We start from the raw sequence: 24429 nt of genomic DNA, 5'->3' as shown, positions 1-24429 counted from the left end.
TCGTTTAACGATTTGGACTGCCACTAAGCTTGTTTTGAACTAAGCATCAAGCACTAAGTATTGAGTTAATGAACAAACAATGCACGTCAATTAATGTACAGCTGATAACCTTTAGCGAACAGCGCATAGAATGGAAGGCGCTTAGCGGCAAATGAATAGCAGATTAAAGATAAGGTTCACTAGAACTGATCAAGTAATGAGAAATCTTTAGTCAATAAAGAGGTGGCAGAAATGACAAACCGACATTATTACCTATATAGGTAGAAGGTTCACGTTAGCTATAAAAGCACTTCTTATATAAAGCTCTTCGTATAAAAGCACTTAATATAAAAGCAATTTGTACAAAACATTTTGTGTAGAGCGGTAAAGAAGGGCGCTAAAAGAAAAGCACTATAGAAGAGCGCTTGCAAGCGTGTACTAGAAGAGCATGCTGAGTATCGAGCATTTCAACGTGTGTAATTCGCATTGGTTAATACTGCTGGGTAATTAACAATAGCGCTTTGAGTAAAGTAGCGTTAGAGCATCATCCTATAGAACGGCTTTCAATTGAGCTGCGGGAGTATTCAAAAAACACCGTCGTTTTTGCTACTAAGCAGTAAACCTGTTCTGCAGCCTTTACTCAAAAGCATCAAGAAATGTGCTGTAAATGGCAATGTATTATTGAACCTAAATCATAGGTTTTCATCAAACCATTGTACTAGTCTTGTATGCGCTAAAATAGGGCACTAATTTAATCAACTTACAAATGTAATTTTATTTCATGTTGCTTTTCTTACGGTTTTATTAATTTCTGTTTACGTCGATAGCCCACGATTAATGGGTTTGAAGCACTTATCCACTAAATCTGTGGATAAGCCTGTGAGTTACTCCTTAAATATGCTCTGTAACCCTTATTTTTATTGAAACAGACTTAAATTTGGCTGATATTCAACAAGATTATTTTTTATATATTTTTCAGCATGTTGAAAAAAGCAATAACTATTTTTTAGCACTTGTTATTTAGGGATGGGTAAAGTATTCAGTTATTGCACCAGATTGTGTATTAAATTGCCTAATAAACGGGGTTTTTGGCGGTTTTACGTACAAATAACATAGTGTGTAACTGTTGTAGCATTATTTCATCTTTCTTTCTTTATATTGTAATAATCTCTTGATAAGGAAGTGGGGTGCTCTATCCGTTAGCGACTTGATTAAAGTTTATAAGGGGTGGGTATTTACGCATCTAACTCATCACTTTAGCTCATCAATTGAATACACTTTGTTTTTTGTTTTGGGAAATTTAATCGAACGGTTAGCTAAATTTATCGGGTTCAGTATAAAATAGCATGACGTTATATAAAGGGTATTTGCTTTGACTGACACAGTATTCAACCTCGTTTCAGATTATTCACCCGCGGGTGATCAACCGACTGCGATTAAACAACTTGTTGATGGCTTAGAAGCGGGAGTGGCTAAACAAACGCTGCTTGGGGTGACGGGGTCTGGTAAAACCTTTACGGTTGCTAACTTAATTCAAACCTTAGGCCGCCCAACGATTATCATGGCGCCTAATAAAACCTTAGCTGCACAATTATATGGTGAAATGAAAGAGTTTTTCCCACATAACGCGGTTGAGTATTTCGTTTCATATTATGACTATTATCAGCCTGAAGCTTATGTGCCTGCTTCCAATACCTTTATCGAAAAAGATGCTTCCGTAAACGCCCATATTGAACAAATGCGTTTGTCTGCAACTAAGGCCTTGTTAGAGCGCAAAGATGTAGTATTGATTGCTTCAGTTTCTGCCATTTACGGTCTAGGTGATCCTGAACTTTATATGAAGATGTTATTGCATCTTCGTCAAGGCGACTTTATGGGGCAACGTGACATCATTACCCGCCTTGGTGAATTGCAATATACTCGCAACGACATAGATTTGCAGCGTGGTACTTTCCGTGTTCGTGGTGAAGTAATCGATATTTTCCCAGCAGAGTCAGAAAGAGATGCTGTCAGAGTTGAATTGTTTGATGACGAAATTGAACAGTTAAGTGAGTTTGACCCGTTAACAGGTCAAGTCACTCGAAGATTAGCGCGCACCACGGTATATCCTAAAAGCCATTATGTGACGCCAAGAGAAAAAATCATCGAAGCGACAGAGCATATTAAAGAAGAATTAAGAGAGCGACGTCAGGAATTATTGGATAACAATAAGCTGATTGAAGCGCAGCGTATCTCTGAGCGAGTACAATATGATATCGAGATGATGGTTGAGCTTGGGTATTGCTCAGGTATCGAAAATTACTCTCGCTATCTTTCTGGTAGAGCTGAGGGGGACGGGCCGCCAACCTTGCTTGATTACTTGCCTGCCAATGGGTTATTAATTATTGATGAGTCACATGTTACCGTACCGCAAATAGGAGCCATGTATAAAGGTGATCGTAGCCGTAAAACGACGCTTGTAGAATATGGTTTTCGTTTACCCTCTGCATTAGATAACAGACCATTAAAGTTTGAAGAATTTGAGCAACTAATGCCACAAACGGTATTTGTGTCGGCAACCCCAAGTGATTACGAACTTGACCAAAGCGACGGCGAAGTCGCAGAGCAAGTCGTTAGACCTACAGGATTACTTGACCCTGAAATTGAAATTCGTCCAGTGGCGATACAAGTCGATGATTTATTATCTGAAATTCCTAAGCGAGTCGCTGCTAATGAAAGGGTGTTAATCACGACCCTGACAAAACGAATGTCTGAAGATTTAACCGAATACCTTGATGAACATGGGGTTAAAGTGCGCTACTTGCACTCAGATATTGATACAGTAGAGCGGGTGGAAGTGATACGAGATTTACGACTCGGTCATTTTGATGTGCTGGTAGGGATTAACTTACTTCGTGAAGGATTAGACATGCCAGAAGTCTCACTGGTGTGTATTTTAGATGCGGATAAAGAAGGATTTTTACGCTCAGAACGTTCACTAATTCAAACCATTGGCCGCGCTGCACGAAACGTTAACGGCAAAGTTATCTTGTATGCCGATACGGTGACTAAATCGATGGAAAAAGCGATAGGTGAAACTGAAAGGCGTCGTGAGAAACAGCACGCTCATAATGTTAAATTGGGACAAACGCCAAAAGGTGTGACTAAAAAGATCACTGATGTGATGGATTTAGGCGATCCACATCGGGGTAACAGCAAACATAAATATACCGCATTTGGTAAAGTTGCAGAGTCTGAGCCTCAATACGATACCGCTACCAGTAAAGTACAAAGCGTTGCTGAGCTATCACAGCAAATCGACGAGCTTGAAAAACAAATGCATCAACATGCAAGGGATCTTGAATTTGAACAAGCAGCGGCGCTCAGAGATCAAGTTAAGCAGTTAAGAGAGCAAATCATCTTAAACAGTTAACAAGGTTTGATCACATCGCTTTAGTATGAAACAAGCTCAGCCTTTGCTGAGCTTGTTTGTTTTTGGCTTATGTAAACCGGGGCAAGACAAAAACAATTGATATTTAACTAAAAATTATTTTGATGAAAAACTCAACTCATCGAAACAATAACCCGCCGATTTGCCATTTTACGCATTCATTTTGTTAAAAATATCTAACTTTTGGTGTAAATAGTGACATGAAACAAGATTGTTCTGGTCATTTCTCAGCAAAAGCTCACCTTATAACGTAAAATATAAATACAATTTTCGAATGAAAATTTCTTCTAATTGAGGAACAATGAAAAAGAATAAAGATAAGTACAGTATAGATAATACCGATTACACAGTCGGTCAGGATAATATTCAAAAATGGGGCTTTGATGTCCACAACCCTGTTTTTGGGATCAGCGCTTCTCTCATCGGCATATTTATCATTGCCTTACTCGTTTTAGACCCTGCCACCTCCAAAGCCGTACTTGATGGAATTAAATGGAAAATCATCGGTGCATTTGACGGCTTGTTTATGTGGTCTGCCAACATTTTTGTTTTGTTCTGCCTGCTAATGATTATTTCTCCTTTTGGTAAAGTGCGTTTAGGAGGAGAAGAGGCGAAAACTGACTATTCAAGATTATCATGGGTGGCAATGTTATTTGCTGCCGGTATGGGAATTGGTTTGATGTTTTGGGCGGTTGCAGAGCCTGTTGCTTACTTCACAGGCTGGTATGAAACCCCGCTAGGCGTTGAAGCGAATACGCCTGAAGCAGCTAAATTAGCAATGGGCGCAACCATGTTCCATTGGGGACTGCATCCTTGGGCTATCTACGGTGTGGTGTCATTATCGCTAGCATTTTTTGCTTACAATAAAGGCTTACCTTTATCGATGAGATCGGTTTTCTATCCTATTTTAGGTGATAGAACCTGGGGCTGGCCTGGTCATATTGTGGATATTCTAGCAGTATTAGCCACTTTATTTGGACTTGCTACTTCACTGGGCTTAGGGGCTCAACAAGCGGCAAGTGGTTTTCATCATATCTTTGGCATTGCTAACGGGTTAACGCTACAAATTACCATTATTTTTGCCGTCACCTTAGTCGCAGTTGTGTCAGTGATGAGGGGGATTGATGGTGGTGTTAAGGTCATTAGTAACATTAATATGTTAATGGCGTTAGCCTTATTGGTGTTTGTCGCGTTAGTGACGTTTGCAGTTTCAATGGGCACCATCCCGACAACGGTCATGGGTTATATCGAAAATATCATTCCCCTCAGTAATCCTATTGGACGAGAAGATGAAGCTTGGATGCACGGTTGGACTGTTTTCTACTGGGCTTGGTGGATATCTTGGTCCCCATTTGTGGGCATGTTTATCGCACGTATTTCACGTGGTAGAACCATTCGTGAGTTTATGACTGCGGTGTTAATCGCTCCAACAGTTGTTACCATCATATGGATGTCAGTATTTGGCGGTGTGGGTATTGACCAAGTGGTCAATGGCGTAGGGGCATTAGGTGAAAAGGGCTTAACAGAAGTGCCATTAGCCATGTTCCAGGTATTTGATGAGTTACCTATTGGTAACATCATTTCGCTATTAGCTGTGGTGCTTGTTTTGGTGTTCTTTGTTACCTCTTCAGACTCAGGTTCACTGGTTATTGATAGTATTACCTCGGGCGGTAAAGTTGATGCGCCAGCACCACAACGTGTTTTCTGGGCACTGGTTGAGGGGGCAATTGCTGCAGCACTTGTTTGGGTCGGCGGCACAGAAGCTATCGAAGCACTACAAGCTGGCGCCATATCCACCGCATTACCTTTTACCATCATTTTACTGGTGATGTGTGTGAGTTTAATCATGGGGCTTAGAACCGAGAAGCGCTAATTAAGGATTCGCTGTGCTAGCAATATTAATGTGTGCTAACGCCAGTAATGTTCGTTAACGCTAGTAATGTTCGCTAACGCTAATAATCCAAACAATAGAAAAAGCCGATGAGTGTGTTGCACTCATCGGCTTTTCATTTGTGGTTTGTGAATAATAGCTTAAACACAATAAGGTTACTGGGTGAGCCAGTTAAACAAACAAAATTAGAGCCATAACTTTTTAATCGGTGTTTCGGGGCTGAAATGATGCCTAATTTGCGCTTGTAATAATTCAGCTGTAGCAATCGCATCGGTGAGTGCATCATGGGGTGGGTAAGTTGGTAAATTATAGCGTGTGCGGCTATTGGCTAAACGAATAGAGTGAGGTTTAGGTTTAATAATCCAATCAAGAAACTGCTTAGGTCTAGCTTGATAAATATCAGCTTCAATTTGCATCGTATCAATCACAGGAAACACTATGCCTTCGTTAATTAAACTGCGAAGTGCAGCATCAAAGAAGTCACGTTCAATACGGCGGTAATGCACTACCACAATTTTACCTGCTAATTGATCTAATAATTGCTCAAGTATCCTGAGTAAATCAGGTGCACCTTTTAAATCTGAGTGGGTAATACCGTGAATGATAATTGACTCTTCTTGCAGTTTATCTTCAGGGGTAATAAACCAATGCTTAGCTTGCCGACATGCTATTCGGTTAAGGGTAAAGGGAACGAGTCCAATGCTAATAATGCTATTTTGCTGGGCATCTAATCCTGTTGTTTCAAAATCTAATGCCACGAACTCAATATCTTTCAACTGAGTCTCACCATGGTAGGTGTTAGCTTCGTAAAAGTGAGTTAAGCGGGCATCTTTGCTTTTTAAGGCTTTGTTTTGTAGAAAAACCTTCCAGTTAAGCACTTCTTGATTAGCAAAATTACGCATAATTACCCTTGCATGCTATTAGCGCTATAACGGAATTTCAAAAAGTTTTGCGCGCTACTTAACACCAAAAAAGCATCTTTTAAGTTACGGCGTTCAAAACCAGACATGTTTTCAGGCTCAATATTGTTATCGGGTTCTTGATCTGCCTCAATATCCAGTGCTTGATGACGAATACGCACAAGCGAGATAAGCTCCATTGCATGCTGCAAATCTTTACCTTTGGTTGGCGGTAAAATACCAGCTTCAATAATATCTTCTAATCGATCAAATGAATTTTGAGATTGTGAACCAATTGCTAACGCATGCACACGTATTAAATCAGCCAAGGGCGCTGTGCCACGGCGTTTTAAATTTATAGAGTTATTATGGCGTCCATCTTTTTCCATTACAAAATCTTTGAAAAACCCCAGCGGTGGGGTGCGATTAAGGGCATTTCTGGCTAAACATGCAAGAAAGCGGTTATTCTTTTTGGCTTTACGTAATATGAACGCATTGAGTTGCTCAGCCCATTTAGGACGACCATACACCCCGTATAAATCAAAAAATATCGAACAGTTAAGTAACGCTTGTGCATTAGGGTGTTCAATCCAATCAGTAAAGCATTCTTCCCACTCTGTTTGGGTTTTTCGGTATTCAGGGTTAGTGGCCATAATATTGCCAGTACAATACGAATATCCACATGATGCTAGTCCATCACATACAAATGTGGCTAAGGATGTAAAGTATTCACCATGAAGCGCTTCTTGATAATCGTTATCTAGAATAATGGCGTTATCTTGGTCTGTTACAATCAACTGCTCGTCACGCGCCATAGAACCTAATGCAAGAAAACAATAGGGAATTGGCGGGGGGCCTAATTTTTCTTCGGCAAGTTCAAGTAACCTTTGTTTAAAGCTCCTGCCAATTTCAGACATAGCGCGACCCACCATGTGGGAGTTTGCATCCTCATTCACCATCCGAACAAAGCAATCTTTAATTTGGCTTGAAAGTACGATCAAATCATCAATACTGTTTTGCTGAAAAATACTGCTAACGATTAACAGGCTGTTTTGTGATTCATAGCGAATGATGTCAGTGACTTCAATTAAACCTATTGGTTGTTTATTCTTGAGGATAGGTAAGTGATGCACGTTATAACGAAGCATCATTAACATGGCTTCAAAAATATAAGCGTTGTGATCAAGTGAAATTAATTCTGTCGACATGATCTCATCGACTTGGGTGTTTACATCTAGCCCTTGAGCGATAACCTTGGCACATAAGTCTCGTTCAGTGATGATACCCACAAAACTATTCCCGCCTTCACTTGGCAGGTTAGGATCATGGATCATGGCTGCTGATACATTCTCATCAGACATGATTTTAGCCACTTGCTGAATGCTGGTGGTTGTCGCAAACATGACGGGCTCACCACTGACTAATGTTTTAACTTTTGAGGTGGTTAACGAGTTTGCATCGTCGTTATTATCTTCAACTGCTTGCTGTAATCTAATACTGCCTTCAACTTCTACAAAATCCGCAAAAACGTCATAACGCTCGCAAAATGCTTCAAACAATTTTTCAGGAATACAATACAATAAGGTGTCTTTAATCGACTTAGCAGGGTAACGGACTTTATTATTGGTCAATAAGCCCATTTGACCGAATAAACCGCCTTGATCTAAACGATTGTATAACTCACCGTTGCGTCGATACACTTCTACAACGCCACTTCGGATCATAAATAAATCGTGTATTTTGTCTGCAAATTCAATGATCATACTATCAGCACGATAGTAAGAAATTTCAACGCTTTGCGAGACTTCTTCTAACGCCTGTTCAGGTAGCTGATCAAAAGGAGGATATTGGCGGATGAAGTTACGAATTTCTAATAGTTCGACTTCCATTATTCGCTCGATATTTTTAAGAATTGATTTTGTTAATACAGTATATGATATCAATGATATATATGCAGCTTAGCCAAGCCTAAATTAAAGGATTCGTTAAGGTTTAATTGATATTTTATTGACAAAGTGGGGCGAAGGATTGATGTTAACTATCGCTATCATAATGTTTCTTCAAACAGTTAATACGGAGTGATGATGACCAATATTGCTAATACCCCTAAGCCGCCATATTACGCTGTGGTATTTTCATCAACACGTTCCGACGTTGATGAAGGTTACAGTGAAGTTGCGACCCAAATGGTAGCGTTAGCAGCACAACAACCTGGTTTTTTAGGAATAGAATCAGCAAGAGAAAATATTGGTATAACGGTGTCTTATTGGAGTGATATTAATGCGATTAAACAATGGAAAGCCAATTCAGAACACATGTTAGCCCAGCAGCATGGCCGAACCAAATGGTATAGTGATTTTAAAGTTCGTATCGCGAAAGTTGAACGGGATTATGGCACGTTATAGTGCGACAAGCCTTACATTGTTAAACGGAAAATTGTTTGGCAAAGGTAAGTCCAAGTAGCCCTGTTAACGGGCGGCTGAACCTCGGCTAAAATAATCAGCACAGCAAGAAAAATCTAGCCTCAAACGACCTGTTGAGTGCTTTGTCAGTGGGTGGTTAATGCCTTTTCATAGGCCGGTTAACGACTTCTGCATTGCCACGCAATCCATTACAAAACCTCGTGGGTTGTTGTACTTGATGACGGTATCACCAACATAGCCAAGTGAACGATAAAACGGCGCAGCATTTAAAGTTGAGTCTAGGTAAACGGTTTTAATGTTACTTTCGAGAGCTAAAGCTTCAAGAAAAGCCATAATCTGTTTACCGACACCTTTACCCATAAATTCAGGCTTAACAAAAATTGCGTAAATTTTATTTTCGCTATAACTGAATGCACCTAATCCTATGATGTTATTGCCTTGCAAGGCAACATAGAAATGACTTTCAATCTCAGATGCGAAACCTTCAGGTAGGGCACCATTAAGCCAAGGTTCGATTACTTCGTTAGGGTAATAATCAACGCATTCAGCTTTGATTGATTCTTTACGAATTTCCCACGCAACATCAATGTCGCTTGTATTTGCTTTACGTATACGCATATATTTCCTTAAGCTTTACGCGTCCACCTTGATTGGCTTGATAATCATTGAGCCCCCTCCCTAGCAAGCCGCATCAGCGGTATGCTTAAGGTGACCAAACCAACAGGAGAAAGCTCAATGAGATTTTATAATAACTCACATCCATACTACTGTGGAATCGATTTACATGCACGCTTACTTTATGTCTGCATCATTGATTCTAAAGGGGAAGTTGTCGTCCATAAAAAGATTGGGGCTGACAAAGATGATTTATTACTCATACTCGAACCCTATATCGGCAATGTCATTGTCGGAGTTGAGTGCATGCATTGTTGGTATTGGGTGTCTGATTGGTGCGCTGAACTCGGCATCGACTTTATTCTAGGTCATGCCCTTTATATGAAATCGGTGATGTCGCCCGATTTGAATCTGTACAAAAGTTCGCTTCTTACTCTAGATTAGTGAAATGCAAAGCCGAATCCGCCGGAAAAACCTATGGCACTAATGGCAATAAAATCGGTAATGCTCATTTAAAATGGGCATTCTCTGAAGCGGCTGTGCTTTACCTTCGAGGTAATGATAATGCCCGTAATTATCTTAATAAATTACAAAAAAGAATGAGTAAGGCCAAAGCCTTGTCAGCACGGGCACACAAGCTTGGTCGCTGTGTCTATTTCATGCTAAAGAACAAAACGGTGTTTGATGAACAACGATTCTTAAAAGGATAAGTCGCGCAATAAGGTGAGCTGAACACCTAACTAGATACTCTTGAAAAAGAGAAGCGAGCATGACCGTGAATGATGTGGCTAATGAAGCAATGACTTCACACCATCATCACTATGCCAAATGCTATTTAAGCTACATCGACTGCACTTGATTTTATAAAGAATGACACCTTATTGGCGCGCATTAATGAGTACAATCACCAAAGTCGTTTACACCTTAAATGAGCCTGAAACTAACTGTGCAACAAGCACCTCTGACTTGAATAGTGCCATCTTAGGGTTAACCGATAAATGTCTCGGTTTTGGCTTCCTGCGTCACTCTATCTCCTAAATCCATTTAGTCGTAGTGCCCCTGATATTTCAAAGGATTGAAAAGCGTCAGGCAGCACTCTTTATTTTTAAAGAAATCGCACTAGAAAAGCCTCTATATGTGTTTGCATGCTGTTGTTACTAAAGGCACGATGATTTGACAGCTAACTGACAGACGAAGTAGATGAATTTGTTGATTGATTTTAATTTGACTGCAAAAGCAGTCAAATAAGTTAGGCTTGCCTATTGACTAGCGGAAGGCTCATATGTGTTAGTTTACAATTACACCAATACTAGTGAAAAAGCGCTTAGCCAAATTAGCTGAAAGCCATATGAAATACGCTGATGGATTCCAGGATTGCTTTGGGATTTTACAGCTTTAGCCATTGCGAAAAGATAATAAACAGCAGCTACAACAGAAACCAATGAAAAAATACGGAAATATAATGGGATAATTTCAGTTGTTGGACTTATAGCAATTAATATTGGTGCTACAACTAATGAAAGCAACATGATAAAACCTGCCCAAGAATGTACCTTACAATTAAAAGTTGGATTTTTAGTAAATGGATCGGCGTCCATTGGGAAGTAACCAGCGACCCATGTACCAACACCATGAGCTATAACTAACCAACCCGCTACATTCACTAAAGTTGAAACATTTGAGAGTTGAGCCAGATACCAGCCGAAAAAACAAAATAGAAAACCAAGAGGATAATTATTAATTAAAGGAGACAATTTTTCAGTTGGGCTACCAGTCGCACCTAACTCGCTACAAAATTGCTTAGAATGGCTATACCCAGCATAAAACCGACTTGCGACATAAACACCAATGAAAATCCAGATTGTTGCAATTAATCCTGAATAGATCGCAATACTCTCAAACACCACCAAACTCCCTTTGTAAACTAACGCCCTGTTAACAGCTTGTTATGTTTACATTTACTAAAACGTTTCCATTATTATTTCTTTACCTTTAGATGGGAAGTTAATAATGACCGATTCATATTGGCTTTCTACACTTTCAATTTCGATATAGTCGCCAGATTGCAGAGTGATTTTAAGCAAACTCGGTGAGGATAAACAAACACTTGAGAATTGTTGCCTGACCAAGTTCCCCCATGGTGCACTATTGGGTGAATCATCCCATTCATAAATGTTTCCATTGATACGAGCAATAACGCGCTCATTACAATGAATATTGACATCGCAGAATTTAAACCCGATCCCACAAGAAGACAATAAAGTTGAATCTAGGTATTGCTCACTGAGAGCCTTTTGTAAAATTTCAACGATATCAGAATTAAACAGAATCACCGAACCTTCCCTGTAAACATAACGCCTTACTAAGCGGCGCGAAATTGTTGGCTAAAATTGCGAGGAACGAAGCTAGCCAACAGTTTAGCGTCCGTTTGAGTAACTTGTTATATGCACATTACCGCGTTAAAACTATTTGATACTTGGGTTAATTTACCTGTTTCATGCGACCAGATATGAACAGCAGGTAAATACTTTTTACCCTCTTTAACAAAAACAAGCTGATCACCGCAACCATTTGATGCTATAGCCAATAAGTTTTCGCCAAAGTTTCCAAAGTCTTTACACGAATCTGTTTCGGTAATAATGTGGTTGCAAGTTCTAGATAAACGTTTGCGATCAGATTTATCAAAGATTGGGTACTGTTCCCAAATTTCATCGTTGATATCAATATCCCCACCATTATTACTAACCATCGCCTTTTTATATTCAGAGGGTAATTTAGCTTTCAACTGTTCTTCAGCTTCAAGTACATATTTTTCATCTAAGTTAAAAGGCATACTTCAATACTCCAAGTGCATATAACAGCGTATTATATAGCTGCTCGATAATCTTCTGGCTAAAATCAAATTTAGCAGTAACCTTACCAAGCTAACCGACTGTTTAATAATGATAAAAATAAAAATTAAGACCGATATTATCAATATTAAGCCCGTATAAAGTGAGTGCAATAATAATGTAGAGGTCTCTTTAACCTTTTATCAATCATCGCAAATTCAATAAGTTATCAGGAAAGTAGATGTTTATCGAGCATAAAATATCGTTTCTTTGCTCACTTTGCTCACTTTGCTCACTTTGCTCACTTTGCTCACTTTGCTCACTTTGCTCACTGCTCTCTATTCTAGTTATTGGACAACCACAGCTCTTGCCAATTTACTTCGAGCTAGGATGATGAACGGCTAACTTCTTGATAAATCATTTAGTTAATTTGATAAAAAGATACTTCTTTTTTTAAATTCACTTCACTTCACTTCACTTCACTTCACTTCACTTTAGTCACTTCACTCACTTCACTCACTTCATTCATTTCACTTATTGAATTGTAATCCTCTGCCTGCTGTAGGTGACAGGGCGATTGTCACTACCTTTCTCATATCTATGTATTCCAGCTGCTTTGTATGCAGGTATATCTATGACTGCTTGTGTGCTCAAACCTGCTAGTGAATGTTAAATATTTATTAGACTCATCATTTTATGCCAAAGCTGTATGACAACAGTTTTAACAGGATTTTATATACAATTTTTTCAATTACTTAAGTCATGCTGTTTACGCCTTCTTGTTGATATTTTTTCTCTATTACCATCGCTGAATCTTATCTGCTGTTTATTAAATGATAAATTATTTAATGTTAATTGTTGACAATAGTGGCTAATTGATAGATTGTGTAATCCAACAGTATTTGCTGCTTTTTTGAACTTGCTTGCTGGTTTTTGACGCAAAAAATGCTGTTACTAACTCAGGATTATGTGCAATCAAGCTGCGGCACTAAACAATATCTGTCTGCCAAATGGGACGTTATGCAATTAGAAACTGATATTTATAGCAGGATTTTAGCTGATATTGCGCAGGGCGAATTAGTCAGTGGCGATAGATTGATTACGACCTTGTTAGCTAAACGCTATGACTCTAGCGTTAATCCCGTCCGTGAGGCGCTAAAGCTGTTAGAGGGCGAAGGGTTTGTCACCTTTAAAAAAAATAGCGGTGCTAGGGTCGCTAATTTTGCTTATTCAAGCATGAGGGATGTTTTTGAAATTTTGCAATTGTTAGAGCCATATTTTTTGTCTTGGTATGTCAGTAACGCAAGCCAAGAAAGTTTAGACAAGTTAGCAAGAATACATCAAAAAATGACGTTATTACCTAAGCATGAAGCGAGTCAACTTAGGCAACTTGATACAGAGTTTCATTGGGAAATGTATCGCCATCACTATAACCAAAGTGCTTTAGTGTTGTGGAAAAACAAGAAGTTAATGTTACAGGCTTTATTGGGGAATTTGGCAGTAAAACCAAGTCGATACGAGGCTATTTTACGTGAGCACAGCCATTTACTGTATTTGATAAACGCAAAAGATGAAGAGTCTGCGGTTAGAACGTTAACAAAACACGTTAAAAGTGGCGGTGATTACTGGCAGAGCAATGTTGCACTTGAAAGCTGAAAAGTGAAACGGCTTAGGTTTAATTATGTATAGGGAATGACAGATGATCATAACGGATATTTATACCTATAACTTCTGGTTGGGTTTTAGAAATGTTTGCCTGGTTAAAGTTGAAACCGATTCCGGCGTTTATGGTTGGGGAGAATCTGGTCTTTCTGGTCGTGAGCTTGCGGTTACTGGTGCAATTGAACACTTCAAACAGTTTTTAATTGGTCAATCTGCGTTAAATATTTCTCATATTTGGCAAGAGCTTTACCGAAGTCAGTATTTTGAAGGCGGTCGAGTGCTTGCCGCTGCGATTTCAGCTATCGATATCGCGTTACATGACATTGCAGGAAAGCATTTTAATGTGCCTGTTTATCAACTATTAGGGGGTAAACAGCGAAAACAGATCCCGCTATTTGTCACTTCTACGTTAGCCTTTAATGACGACTTTGTTGATGAAGTAAAAAGACTAAAACAACAGGGTTGGCAAGCTATTAGAGCCACCACAGGCGAACATGGCTGTGCAGAAAAATCAAGCTTGTTTGATGCACGAAAATCAATTTCAATCGCCGCTGAGTGGCTAACTAAAACTCGAGAGAGTATTGGCCGAGAGATTGTTTTAGGTATTGATTATCACCATAGGTTAACAGTTGCTGAGACCGTATCTTTTTGCCAAAAAATGCCTGTAGGTACCTTAGATTTTATTGAGGAGCCTATTCGCGATCAGTCATTAACGAGTTATCAAAATCTACGCTCAATGACGGACGTTCCATTTGCTATTGGAGAGGAGTTTTCCAGTAAATGGGATTTTGCTCCTTATGTCGATACTGCGCTTACCAATTTTGCCCGAATTGATATCTGTAATGCTGGTGGCTTTACCGAGGCTATGAAAGTGGCCGCGATGTGTGAAACCAAATATATCGACATGATGCCACACAATCCATTGAGTCCGATTTGTACCGCAGCTTCGATTCATTATTGCGCTGCAATAAGTAATTTAAGCTGGCTGGAGTTACCGCCTTATGATGGTGATTTATCTGAATATGACGCCATTTTTACTCATCGGCCTCGTGTCTCTCACAATGCATATCCCGTTTCTGACTTGCCTGGTTTAGGCATTGATGTTGATGAGGCCTCATTACCTAAGCAGGCTTTCAAGTTTTGGGAGCCGCCAAGATTACACAAACCGGATGGCTCCTACACCAACTGGTAACAGGCAACATAACGAATTAAGTCAATCTAGCCAACAGCATCGTGTATGACTCATTTTAGAGGCTTGTATGAAGCTGTTATTAACAATGCTAACGCTTTCATGGATAGAAAATGAAACAAGAACAAGTTACACCTCATCAGCCTAAACAAAAGTTTGCTGTACTGGCGCTGATATTTTGTAGTGTGGTTATTAATTACATGGATCGCACCAACATTTCGGTTGCAGCGCAGGCAATTTCTGCTGATCTCGACATCAGTAAATTAGAAATGGGGATGATATTTTCTGCATTTGCATGGACGTATTCCATTATGCAAATTCCTGGCGGCATGGTGGTCGATGCAATCAAGATCCGTGTTTTATATCCCTTTATATTAGTGGCATGGTCGTTAGCCACCATAGTGCAGGGGATGGTCAGTTCATTAGCAGCGTTAATCGGTTGTCGAATGGCGATTGGTTTTTTCGAAGCGCCTTCATATCCTGCTAATAATAAAATCGTGACGCAATGGTTTAAAGAACAAGAAAGAGCGAGCGCGATTGCTGTGTATACCTCAGGTCAATTCATCGGTTTGGCATTTTTAATGCCTGTGCTGGCGGTTATTCAGGAGTATTTTGGTTGGCGTGGTTTGTTTTATGTTTCAGGTGCCATCGGCATTATTTGGGCTGGAATATGGTATTGGCTTTATAAAGATCCTGATGAGGCTGTCTCTGCTGAGACAGAAAAGACGCTGTCAGATAAGCCATTATCAAAGCAATCTCAAAAGCCTGTTCAACAAGCTGTAATCAACTGGTCAAATCTAAAAGTCGCTTTTACCAGTCGCAAGTTATGGGGCATTTACATAGGTCAGTTTTGTTTAGGCGGGACTTTGATTTTCTTTTTAACTTGGTTTCCTACCTATCTGGCTGAATATCGTGGATTAAGCGATATCAATACCGGATTTCTTGCCGCTATTCCATTTTTGTGTGCTTTTGCCGGTGTTTTGGTGTCTGGCTTTGTTTCTGATTGGTTGGTGCGAAAAGGCATTTCAAATGAAGTTGCTCGAAAAGCACCGATTATTATAGGGTTGCTGCTTTCTAGTTGTGTAATTTTCGCAAATTATGTCGATAGTACGGCTTGGATGACATTCTTCCTGTCAGTGACATTTTTTGGAAATGGGTTAGCGTCTATCAATTGGGTGTTTGTTTCATTACTCGCGCCTAAACATATGGTTGGTTTAGTGGGAGGGTGTTTTAATTTCATTGGTGGATTATCTGCCGTGATCGTCCCCATTGCCATTGGATACCTAGCACAAGATGGCGACTTTAAACCTGCATTAATGTTAATCGCAGCCTTGGGTATGTGTGGTTTGTGCTCGTACTTGTTCTTGGTCGGTAAAGTCGAGCAGATAACTGTGCCATCTGACATGGAGCTTGATTCAACGGCTGAACTAGTTGAAGCGTCAATCATTGAGGGCAAATCAAAATGAGTTTGCTCTTTTTTGGTGAAATGATGCTGCGTTTAACGCCTTCAATTGCACAACAGCAACTGGTGTGTGCAGAACAGCTATCTGTAGATTTTGCCGGTGCTGAATCGAATGTGGCCAGTTCCTTGGCATTAATGGGCCATGAATGCCATTTTGTTACTAAGCTGCCAAGTAATGCACTTGGCGATCATGGCATTGCAAGCCTTAAAAAATACGGGATTCAAACTGATTATATCTGTCGAGGTGGACAACGTATTGGCAGTTATTTTATTGAAATGGGCATGTCTATTAGGCCATCTAAAGTGGTTTATGACCGCGCTTATTCCGCTTTTTCGCAAATCTCTAATGACGAGTTTGATTGGCCAAGTATTTTGTCTGGTAAGCGTTGGTTGCATGTTAGTGGTATTTCACCAGCATTATCGGCCCAATGCGCAGCAGAAACGATTAAAGCGGTCAAAATTGCCAAGTCTCTTGGGGTAAAAGTCAGTTTTGATCTTAACTATCGACGTTCGCTTTGGGATGACAGCCAAAAGGCACGTGATTATTTCAGCGAAATCCTAACCTATTCCAATCTAGCCTTTGGAAATGCTGGCGTTATAAGTGACGTGTTTGATTATCAGACGCCAGATATCTCTGAAAAAGAACTCGCCCAGGTTATTTCTCAGCATTCTCTTGAACGATTGGGCAAAACTAGCCAGCGCAGCTGGTATCAAGCTAATGATTTGGCTGAATTTTTACGGGCTAAATTTGATGTTGATTTTGCAATGACTGAGCGAGTGCATCATAGCGCTAATCAAAATACCTTAACTGGTTTTTATATTACTTCGACAACATGCAGTTTTTCAGCACCGATTACCGTAGAAATTAAAGACCGTTTAGGCACAGGTGATGCCTTTGCTGCTGGGGTATTGCACGGGTTAGAACGTGGTTGGCATGGGCAGCAAATTGCGCAATTTGCCAATGCTGCATTTGCTCTAGCTCATACGGGCATTGGCGATCAAAATTGGTCAAATGAAGCTGAGATTCAATACATTGCGGACGGTAATCTATCTGGCCACATTATTCGATGAACAAGGTTATCAGTTCAGTCATTTAGGAAAAATAGACAAAGGGAGACGACATGAGACACGAGGTGGTTGAGCAATTAATCAGTCAAAAATTAATTGTCATTATTAGAGTAAAAGACCCCAGTGACATTGAAGGCATTGTTCAATGTATGTCTGATGCTGGCGTACTGGCGGTAGAAGTCACCAGCAATACTCCAGGTTATGAAATGGCAATAACTCAGCTCAGGCAGCAATTCCCACACATGTTAATTGGCGTAGGAACGGTGACCGATCATCGAATTGCAAAACGGGCAATTAAAGCAGGTGCTCAGTTTTTGGTAACGCCTAATACTAACGAGGCGATTGTGCGACATGCCCACGCGTTAGATGTGCCTGTGGTCATGGGCGCTATGACCCCGACAGATATCGTTGATGCCTCTCAATTTAACGCTGACATTATTAAGTTATTTCCCGCAGGACCTATGGGAGCAAACTATTTACAAGCATTAGCTCATGGTCCTTTTCTTGATACCTACTTTTTTCCCGTTGGTGGTATCGATGCCTCCAATATCGACGCTTGGTTTGATAGTGGAGCGTCAGGTGTTGGTATCGGCGGGAGTTTGGCGCAGCCCGTTTACAGTCCGCAACAAGCCGAACAATTGACCAAAAATGTCAGTGAAATAGTCGCAAAAATTAATGCAAAAGAATTAACAAGGAAGGCAAGCTAATGACAATTAAACCTAGCTCAAGGCACAAACGTTTTTATTCATCTTTACTGATATCCAGTTTATTACTTGCTTGCAGTGATGGTGTTAATGATAACGGCAATAATCAAATCACCGAAAAAGACATGGAAGCAAGGGGTGAAACTGAGGCTGTAAACAGTATCGAACAGCAAAAAACGCAAGCATCAGTTTTATTGTCGCCGTTAACAGGTTACGAAGAGTTAAGTAAACCGGGAATACTAAATCAGTTTGATTTTGAACATTCTCGTGGTGAGATTAAAAAAATTGATGGTAAAGAGCAATTAGTTGTTCATCTTGATTCAAAGCAGCACCATAGCGCTAGCTTTAGTGTTAAACCTGATAAAAGTTTTAATTGGCAATCGAATGAGCCAATAGGGTTTGCTGTTTCATTGGCTAACCCGAAGTCAACGTCAGTCTTTATTCATGTCAAAGTAAAAGACAGTGCTGGCTTAAGTCATAATCGAAATATTGTGTTACCAGCTAAAAGCCAAGATAACTATTTTATGGCGTTATCTGGTAAAGACTTATCAATTGAAACAGGCATTAGAAGTAATCCTAATCCTTGGTTAACGGATTATACGCCTATAATTTGGCGTTATGGTGTGAAAAATATTGACCTTAAAAATGTCGCTGAAATTGAGTTTAGTGTCCATGGTGTACCAGAAGACAAGCAAATCTTATTAAGCAATTTACAATTGATTAAAGCGACAAAACTTAATGACCAATATTTAGAGAATTTAGTGGATGAATTTGGCCAAAGCACCAAGATTGATTTTATCAATAAAGTGAAATCTACAGATGAATTAATTGCCATTTCTGCAAAAGAACAAGCGAGTTTACGTAAGACCGTACCAGAGGGACGCTCAACTTTTAATGGCTGGAAGGCTGGACCTAAGCTTGATGCAACAGGATATTTTAGAGTTGAGAAGTATCAAGGAAAATGGAGCCTTGTTGATCCTGAAGGTTATTTATTTTTCTCAAATGGTATTGCCAATATACGCATGGCAAATACTTCTACCATCACAGGGTATGATTTTAATACCACGCATATAACACCAAGAGCTGAAGGCGATTTCACGCCTGAGGATTCAATTGGATTAAATAGGGCACCTGAATCTGCTTGGGATACAAGGTATGTCAGTTCCGAGTTAAGAGCTAAGATGTTCAGTTGGATGCCTAAATATGGCGAGCCGTTATCTGAACACTTTGGATATCGTCGTGAAGTGCATACTGGTGCAGTAGAAAAGGGCGAAACCTTTAGTTTTTATCAAGCAAATCTTGCGCGTAAATATCAATCTAACGACGCTGATGTGTTTATGCCTAAATGGCGAGATACCACAGTCGATCGCATGCTTAGCTGGGGCTTTACGTCATTTGGTAATTGGGTCGATCCCAGCTTTTACCAACTTAATCGAATTCCATACTTTGCTAATGGTTGGATTATCGGCGACTTTAAAACTGTCAGTAGTGGTAATGATTATTGGAGCCCACTGCCTGACCCTTTTGATCCCGAATTTGTAAAACGGGCTCATTTCACTGCTAAACAAATTGCCGCTGAAGTTCAAAATAATCCTTGGTGTGTTGGTATATTTATCGATAACGAGAAAAGCTGGGGACAAATGGGCAGCATAGAGTCTCAATATGGTCTTGTCATCAACACGCTAGGTATAGACGCAAGCGATAGCCCAACTAAAGCTGAGTTCGTTAAGGTATTAAAGACAAAATATACCGACATCGGCGAATTAAACCGCCAATGGGGAACAAATTTTGCTACATGGAAGCGAGTTGAAACCGGTATAGAGATTGCTGATTTTAAGGATGAAGTGGTAACGGATTTATCGTTATTACTTGAGCATTATACCAGCGAGTATTTTGCGGTGGTGAGCGATGCAGTTGCGCAATACTTACCAAATCATTTGTACTTAGGTGCTCGCTTTGCCAGTTGGGGGATGACACCCGAAGTGCGATCGGCCGCGGCTAAACATGTCGATGTAATGAGTTATAACTATTACAAAGAATCGGTGAATGACTCCTTCTGGTCATTTCTTGAAGGCATTGATATGCCAAGTATCATAGGTGAGTTCCATAATGGTTCAATGGATTCTGGTTTACTAAACCCTGGACTTATTCATGCTTCTTCACAAGCCGACCGAGGCGCTAAATACCAAGAATACGTTAACAGCGTATTAGATAATCCGTATTTAGTTGGCTCGCATTGGTTCCAATATATTGATTCACCTCTGACAGGTCGTGCCTACGATGGTGAAAACTATAACGTTGGGTTCGTGAGTGTGACAGATATTCCTTATCAGCCATTAGTTGATGCAGCAAAAGCGGTCAATCAGCAAATTTATACGAGGCGTTTTGGTGATGTTCACGTTAAATAAAATGATGTCTCGGCCAAATTGCAACACTATTTCTGCCGCTGGCTATAACAGTGTTTATAACAGTAGTGATTACAGTAGTGATTATAGTATTTATAGCAATTCGTGCAGTAACATAACTCGCCGTTTCGGGTCACAGTTATTGGCGCTGTTAGTGATGTATTACACTTTATCTGTGAGTCATCACAGCCAAGCTGCGCCGGTGCTGAATTTACCAGAGCAAGAAAAACCAAGCTTACGTAATATTCGATATGAGATCTTTGACGATAGAGCGTATGAAGTGTTAAACACATCTGCGCCGCTTCATACGTTAGCCTCAGGGTTTCAGTGGGCAGAAGGACCTGTTTGGTCTTCTGCTGGCCAGTATTTGCTGTTTTCAGATATCCCTGCAGGCAAAGTGTTTCAATTTCATCCCGATCAGGGGCTTAATGAGTATTTACCTGTAAGCGGCTTTTCTAATGGGCTGGTGATTAACACATCTGATAGTGAGGCTGAGCAATTAATATTGCTACAGTCTCGCTCTCGTCGGGTTGCAGTGATGCAGGCCCCACTTGATAAACCTAAGGCTAACTATCAAAGAGTGGTTAGTCAGTTCAACGGTAAGCGCTTAAATAGTCCTAATGATGGTGTGTTAAGCCAAGATGGTAGTTTACTGTTTACTGATCCGCCTTATGGACTAGCGCAGCAGCTTAACGATCCTGAAAAGGAATTGTCATTTCAAGGGGTATATCGGCTATCTAAGCAACATGAATTAAGCCTAATTGATGACAGTTTACGCTATCCCAATGGGATTGCATTGGCTGCATCCGTGCCGTCGAGCGACAATACCTATACCTTGTACGTTGCAGCTTCAAATCCACAAAAGCCTGCCTGGTATCAATATACCTTGAATACTGATTGGCAAGTGATACAGCGTCAGGTATTTCATCAATTACCGCCAGTGAAAGACGAAGGACGTGGTTTACCCGATGGATTAAAAGTCCTGCCTTCTGGAGATGTTCTCGCCACAGGCCCAGATGGACTATGGCTATTTGATTATTCGGGAAAGTTACTAGCCAAAGTACATTTACCCAGTATTGCTGCCAACCTTGCCTTTAACGATGACTACTCCACGGTGTTTGTTACTGCACATCAACATCTTTATTCGCTCGATTTGGTCAAACAACCGCAATAGCACTTGTGGTTGATATTACCTTGGTTCATTAAAAGGATGATAAAAATGAAAAGGAAGTTTTATCTTACTAATACGCAAGCATTTCAAGCATCTGTTATTCGTTCAGCAGATCACTGTGCGGAAAATTCAAGCACTTTACCTATTACTTTTAGTCAATCTAAAACAAAATTGAGTGCGCTATTGCTAGGCGTTTTGGTTGCGTTAACAGCTTGCCATTCGCAGGAGGCAAGTGTCGATAAAGCAAGTAAGGGGCAAATCGTTAATACGCAAAACCATCAAGCTGATGATGTGTTTGCTGACGAAGTCGTCCTTAAACACTTGGTTGATTTTAATAATGATGAGCAGCTCAGTTGGCTCAAACTTACTGATACGCAAACCGCAGTTGTTCACAATTCCAGTAATAATAGCCAAAGTTTAAAAGTGGATTTCCCGCAAACAGCCAATATTCCCAAATTAACCATCAAACCTGATTCACCTTGGAATGTTGCTGAGTTTCCTCGTGCAAATTTAGCATTGAATGTCACGAATACCAGTGATGAATCTATTCAGCTTTATGTGGACATTACAAACCCTCTTGGACAGTATCAAAGTCGCTCAATCAGTTTAGTTGCTGGATATAATGGCACGATATATTTTCCACTGAGTGGAATTGAGGCGCAAACCGATACCGGTGTATGGGGTGACGTAAGACCTTGGAATACCAATGACGATATGATGGTGTGGCGTTCATGGCGTGAAAAAGGCGCCTCATTTACTGAACTGTCGTCATTATCATTTTTTACTATTGGCAATTTACGCGCTAAGTCGGTGATAATTGATGACATTCGTATCCGTCAAAACCCGCCTGTAAAGACAGGTAACCCCTTTGACTATCTCGTTGGCTTAATTGATCGCTTCGGTCAAAATAATAAACAACCCACGGCGCTACATATCAATTCAGAAACGCAATTAAAAGCGCTGGCAGATAACGAGCTCAGTCAGTTACAAGCGTCTAGTGGCATGCCTAACCGTTCACAATACGGTGGGTTTACCCAAGGGCCTAAATTAAACGCGACAGGGTATTTTCGAACTGAAAAAGTCGATGGTAAGTGGTGGATGGTCGATCCAGAGGGCAATCTGTTTTTCTCTCATGGGCCAGCTAATGTACGAATGGCTAACATGAGTACGTTAACAGGGATTGATTATGATGAACCTCAGATAAGGGTAAGAACCAGTGATGAAATTACACCTGAAGATTCGATGGGGATTGTGGATGTTCCTAAAGAGGTGAAAGAAAAACGCTACGTTATTTCATCATTAAGGCATGACATGTTCACTTGGTTACCCGACTATGATGCGCCACTAGCTAAACATTACAGTTATCGCAGAACAACTCATAAAGGGCCAATACCTTATGGCGAAACATACAGCTTTTACCGCGCTAATTTAGAGCGTAGATATAATGAGATGGATATTGCTTCTTATCCTGCGGTATTTAAGCCATCAAACTATCTAGAAGAAAATCAACATCTGGAACAAAAAACACAACATTCTTCGCAAGCTAAATACTTACAAGCTTGGCAGGATGTCACAGCAAAACGCATGCATGATTGGGGCTTTACTTCATTTGGCAACTGGGTTGACCCTGGTTTTTATCAATCCAATCAGGTTCCTTACTTTGCCAATGGCTGGATAATTGGTGATTTTAAAACCTTGTCAGGTAAAACTAATCATTGGGGCTTAATGCCAGATCCGTTCGATCCCGTGTTCGCCGAGCGAGCAAAAATTACCATTGACGCCATTGCAAAGGATATTCAATCTTCACCTTGGTGTGCCGGTATTTTTATTGATAATGAGAAAAGTTGGGGTGAGAGAGAAGGCTCAGTTGAAGCGCGTTATGGTGTGATTCTCGATGCACTTTCAAAACCCGCTAGCCAAAGCCCAGCTAAAAAAGCCTTTGTTAAGGTGCTGCAAGAGCAATATGGCGCTATCGATAACATTAATGCAGCGTGGGGAGCGCAATATACTCAGTGGAGCGATCTAAACCTTGGACTTGAGTTTGCAGACCATACTCCTGAGTTAATTGCCGATTTATCGCTGCTGTTAGAAAAACTTGGCGAGCAATATTTTAACGTTGTTCACAACACGCTAGAGAAGGTATTGCCGAATCATTTATATATGGGGGCAAGAATGGCAAACTGGGGGATGCCTGATGAAATCATTAAAGCATCGCTTAAATACTCAGATGTACTCAGCTTCAATATTTATGAAGAAGGGTTACAAACTGATTATTGGCAGTTTTTAGAAAAAGTGGATTTACCTGTTGTAGTAGGAGAATTCCATATTGGGACTGCAACCGACTCAGGTATGTATAGCCCAGGTATTGTCCATGCTGCGAATCAAGTCGATCGAGCGCGTATGTATAAAGCTTATATGAAAAGTGTGCTAGAAAAACCGTATATGGTTGGCGCACATTGGTTTCAATACATTGATGAACCCATTACTGGCAGGGCGTTTGATGGCGAAAATGCCAACATAGGTTTTGTAACGGTCACTGACGTACCTTATCCTGAAATGATTCAAGCTGTTAAACAAGTCACCTCTACTATGTACCAACAGCGATATGGTCAATAGTGATTAGCCCTATATAAATCCAGCCTTAGGCTGGATTTATTTTTGTTCATCTTTCATTGATTGCGTGTTTTTAGTTACTGTAAT

At 40.3% G+C, this 24429-nt stretch carries 18 protein-coding genes and 1 pseudogene; 13 read left to right on the top strand and 6 right to left on the bottom strand.

All coding sequences use genetic code 11. The annotated features are described in order from the left end of the window. Window positions 1–1351: 1351 nt before the first annotated feature. Together uvrB and A9267_RS03045 are read left to right on the top strand one after the other, a co-directional pair. Window positions 1352–3391, top strand: a complete 2040-nt coding sequence (uvrB, locus tag A9267_RS03050; protein ID WP_055025923.1) for an excinuclease ABC subunit UvrB — start codon at window positions 1352–1354, stop codon at window positions 3389–3391. 319 nt (window positions 3392–3710) lie between these two features. Continuing rightward, window positions 3711–5282: a BCCT family transporter gene (locus A9267_RS03045; protein ID WP_055025924.1), complete on the top strand. Its 1572-nt coding sequence runs from the start codon at window positions 3711–3713 to the stop codon at window positions 5280–5282. Between the two features lie 203 nt (window positions 5283–5485). Here A9267_RS03045 and A9267_RS03040 read toward each other — a convergent pair whose 3' ends face one another. After that, window positions 5486–6202, bottom strand: a complete 717-nt coding sequence (locus tag A9267_RS03040) for a 3'-5' exonuclease (RefSeq protein ID WP_065108191.1) — start codon at window positions 6200–6202, stop codon at window positions 5486–5488. A gap of 2 nt (window positions 6203–6204) precedes the next feature. Next, window positions 6205–8088 carry a DUF294 nucleotidyltransferase-like domain-containing protein gene (locus A9267_RS03035; RefSeq protein ID WP_065108190.1) on the bottom strand — a complete coding sequence of 628 codons (1884 nt, stop codon included), beginning with the start codon at window positions 8086–8088 and terminating at the stop codon, window positions 6205–6207. A 195-nt stretch (window positions 8089–8283) separates the two neighbouring features. On the opposite strand from A9267_RS03035, the gene A9267_RS03030 reads away from it, so the two are divergent. Continuing rightward, the gene (locus A9267_RS03030) at window positions 8284–8604 is read left to right on the top strand and encodes an antibiotic biosynthesis monooxygenase family protein (RefSeq protein ID WP_055025927.1); all 321 of its coding nucleotides are present in this window, start codon (window positions 8284–8286) and stop codon (window positions 8602–8604) included. 165 nt (window positions 8605–8769) lie between these two features. Here A9267_RS03030 and A9267_RS03025 read toward each other — a convergent pair whose 3' ends face one another. Continuing rightward, window positions 8770–9240: a GNAT family N-acetyltransferase gene (locus A9267_RS03025; protein ID WP_065108189.1), complete on the bottom strand. Its 471-nt coding sequence runs from the start codon at window positions 9238–9240 to the stop codon at window positions 8770–8772. Window positions 9241–9357: 117 nt separating this feature from the next. Here A9267_RS03025 and A9267_RS03020 point away from each other — a divergent pair. Then, window positions 9358–9947 (top strand): annotated as a pseudogene (locus A9267_RS03020) (transposase). A gap of 184 nt (window positions 9948–10131) precedes the next feature. After that, a complete protein-coding gene (locus A9267_RS21720; protein ID WP_156669090.1) occupies window positions 10132–10275 on the top strand; it encodes a hypothetical protein in 144 nt (47 codons plus the stop codon). Window positions 10276–10535: 260 nt separating this feature from the next. On the opposite strand, the gene A9267_RS03015 is transcribed toward A9267_RS21720, so the two are convergent. The 3 genes from A9267_RS03015 to A9267_RS03005 all read right to left on the bottom strand — a co-directional run bounded on the left by A9267_RS03015 (window position 10536) and on the right by A9267_RS03005 (window position 12070). Further along, window positions 10536–11141, bottom strand: coding sequence for a DUF998 domain-containing protein (locus tag A9267_RS03015; RefSeq protein ID WP_065108450.1), 606 nt, complete (start codon window positions 11139–11141; stop codon window positions 10536–10538). A gap of 57 nt (window positions 11142–11198) precedes the next feature. Then, a complete protein-coding gene (locus A9267_RS03010) occupies window positions 11199–11570 on the bottom strand; it encodes a hypothetical protein (protein WP_065108188.1) in 372 nt (123 codons plus the stop codon). Window positions 11571–11677: 107 nt separating this feature from the next. Further along, entirely contained in the window at window positions 11678–12070 is a 393-nt protein-coding gene (locus tag A9267_RS03005) for an SMI1/KNR4 family protein (protein ID WP_065108187.1), read from the bottom strand. A gap of 943 nt (window positions 12071–13013) precedes the next feature. Here A9267_RS03005 and A9267_RS03000 point away from each other — a divergent pair. From A9267_RS03000 to A9267_RS02965, 8 genes are all read left to right on the top strand, one after another. Continuing rightward, window positions 13014–13724 carry a GntR family transcriptional regulator gene (locus tag A9267_RS03000; protein ID WP_082972169.1) on the top strand — a complete coding sequence of 237 codons (711 nt, stop codon included), beginning with the start codon at window positions 13014–13016 and terminating at the stop codon, window positions 13722–13724. 43 nt (window positions 13725–13767) lie between these two features. Further along, a complete protein-coding gene (locus A9267_RS02995; RefSeq protein ID WP_065108185.1) occupies window positions 13768–14922 on the top strand; it encodes a mandelate racemase/muconate lactonizing enzyme family protein in 1155 nt (384 codons plus the stop codon). A gap of 110 nt (window positions 14923–15032) precedes the next feature. After that, window positions 15033–16385, top strand: a complete 1353-nt coding sequence (locus A9267_RS02990; RefSeq protein WP_065108184.1) for an MFS transporter — start codon at window positions 15033–15035, stop codon at window positions 16383–16385. Next, a complete protein-coding gene (locus A9267_RS02985) occupies window positions 16382–17452 on the top strand; it encodes a sugar kinase (RefSeq protein WP_065108183.1) in 1071 nt (356 codons plus the stop codon). Before A9267_RS02990 ends, A9267_RS02985 begins: the two co-directional genes overlap by 4 nt. A gap of 50 nt (window positions 17453–17502) precedes the next feature. Continuing rightward, on the top strand, window positions 17503–18156 hold the full coding sequence (locus A9267_RS02980) for a bifunctional 4-hydroxy-2-oxoglutarate aldolase/2-dehydro-3-deoxy-phosphogluconate aldolase (RefSeq protein ID WP_065108182.1): 654 nt from the start codon (window positions 17503–17505) through the stop codon (window positions 18154–18156). Further along, window positions 18156–20561: a beta-galactosidase gene (locus A9267_RS02975; protein WP_231919038.1), complete on the top strand. Its 2406-nt coding sequence runs from the start codon at window positions 18156–18158 to the stop codon at window positions 20559–20561. The genes A9267_RS02980 and A9267_RS02975 overlap by 1 nt, the downstream gene beginning before the upstream one ends. Next, a complete protein-coding gene (locus A9267_RS02970; protein ID WP_197495503.1) occupies window positions 20545–21732 on the top strand; it encodes an SMP-30/gluconolactonase/LRE family protein in 1188 nt (395 codons plus the stop codon). Before A9267_RS02975 ends, A9267_RS02970 begins: the two co-directional genes overlap by 17 nt. Before the next feature lie 45 nt (window positions 21733–21777). After that, a complete protein-coding gene (locus A9267_RS02965) occupies window positions 21778–24345 on the top strand; it encodes an agarase (RefSeq protein WP_197495502.1) in 2568 nt (855 codons plus the stop codon). The last annotated feature ends 84 nt before the right edge of the window (window positions 24346–24429 follow it).

The sequence above is a fragment of the Shewanella sp. UCD-FRSSP16_17 genome (assembly GCF_001675935.1).
Taxonomy (GTDB): Bacteria; Pseudomonadota; Gammaproteobacteria; order Enterobacterales; family Shewanellaceae; genus Shewanella; species Shewanella japonica.
The sequence above is the reverse complement of the archived record's forward strand: the minus strand, read 5'-3'. Positions and strand labels throughout refer to the sequence as shown.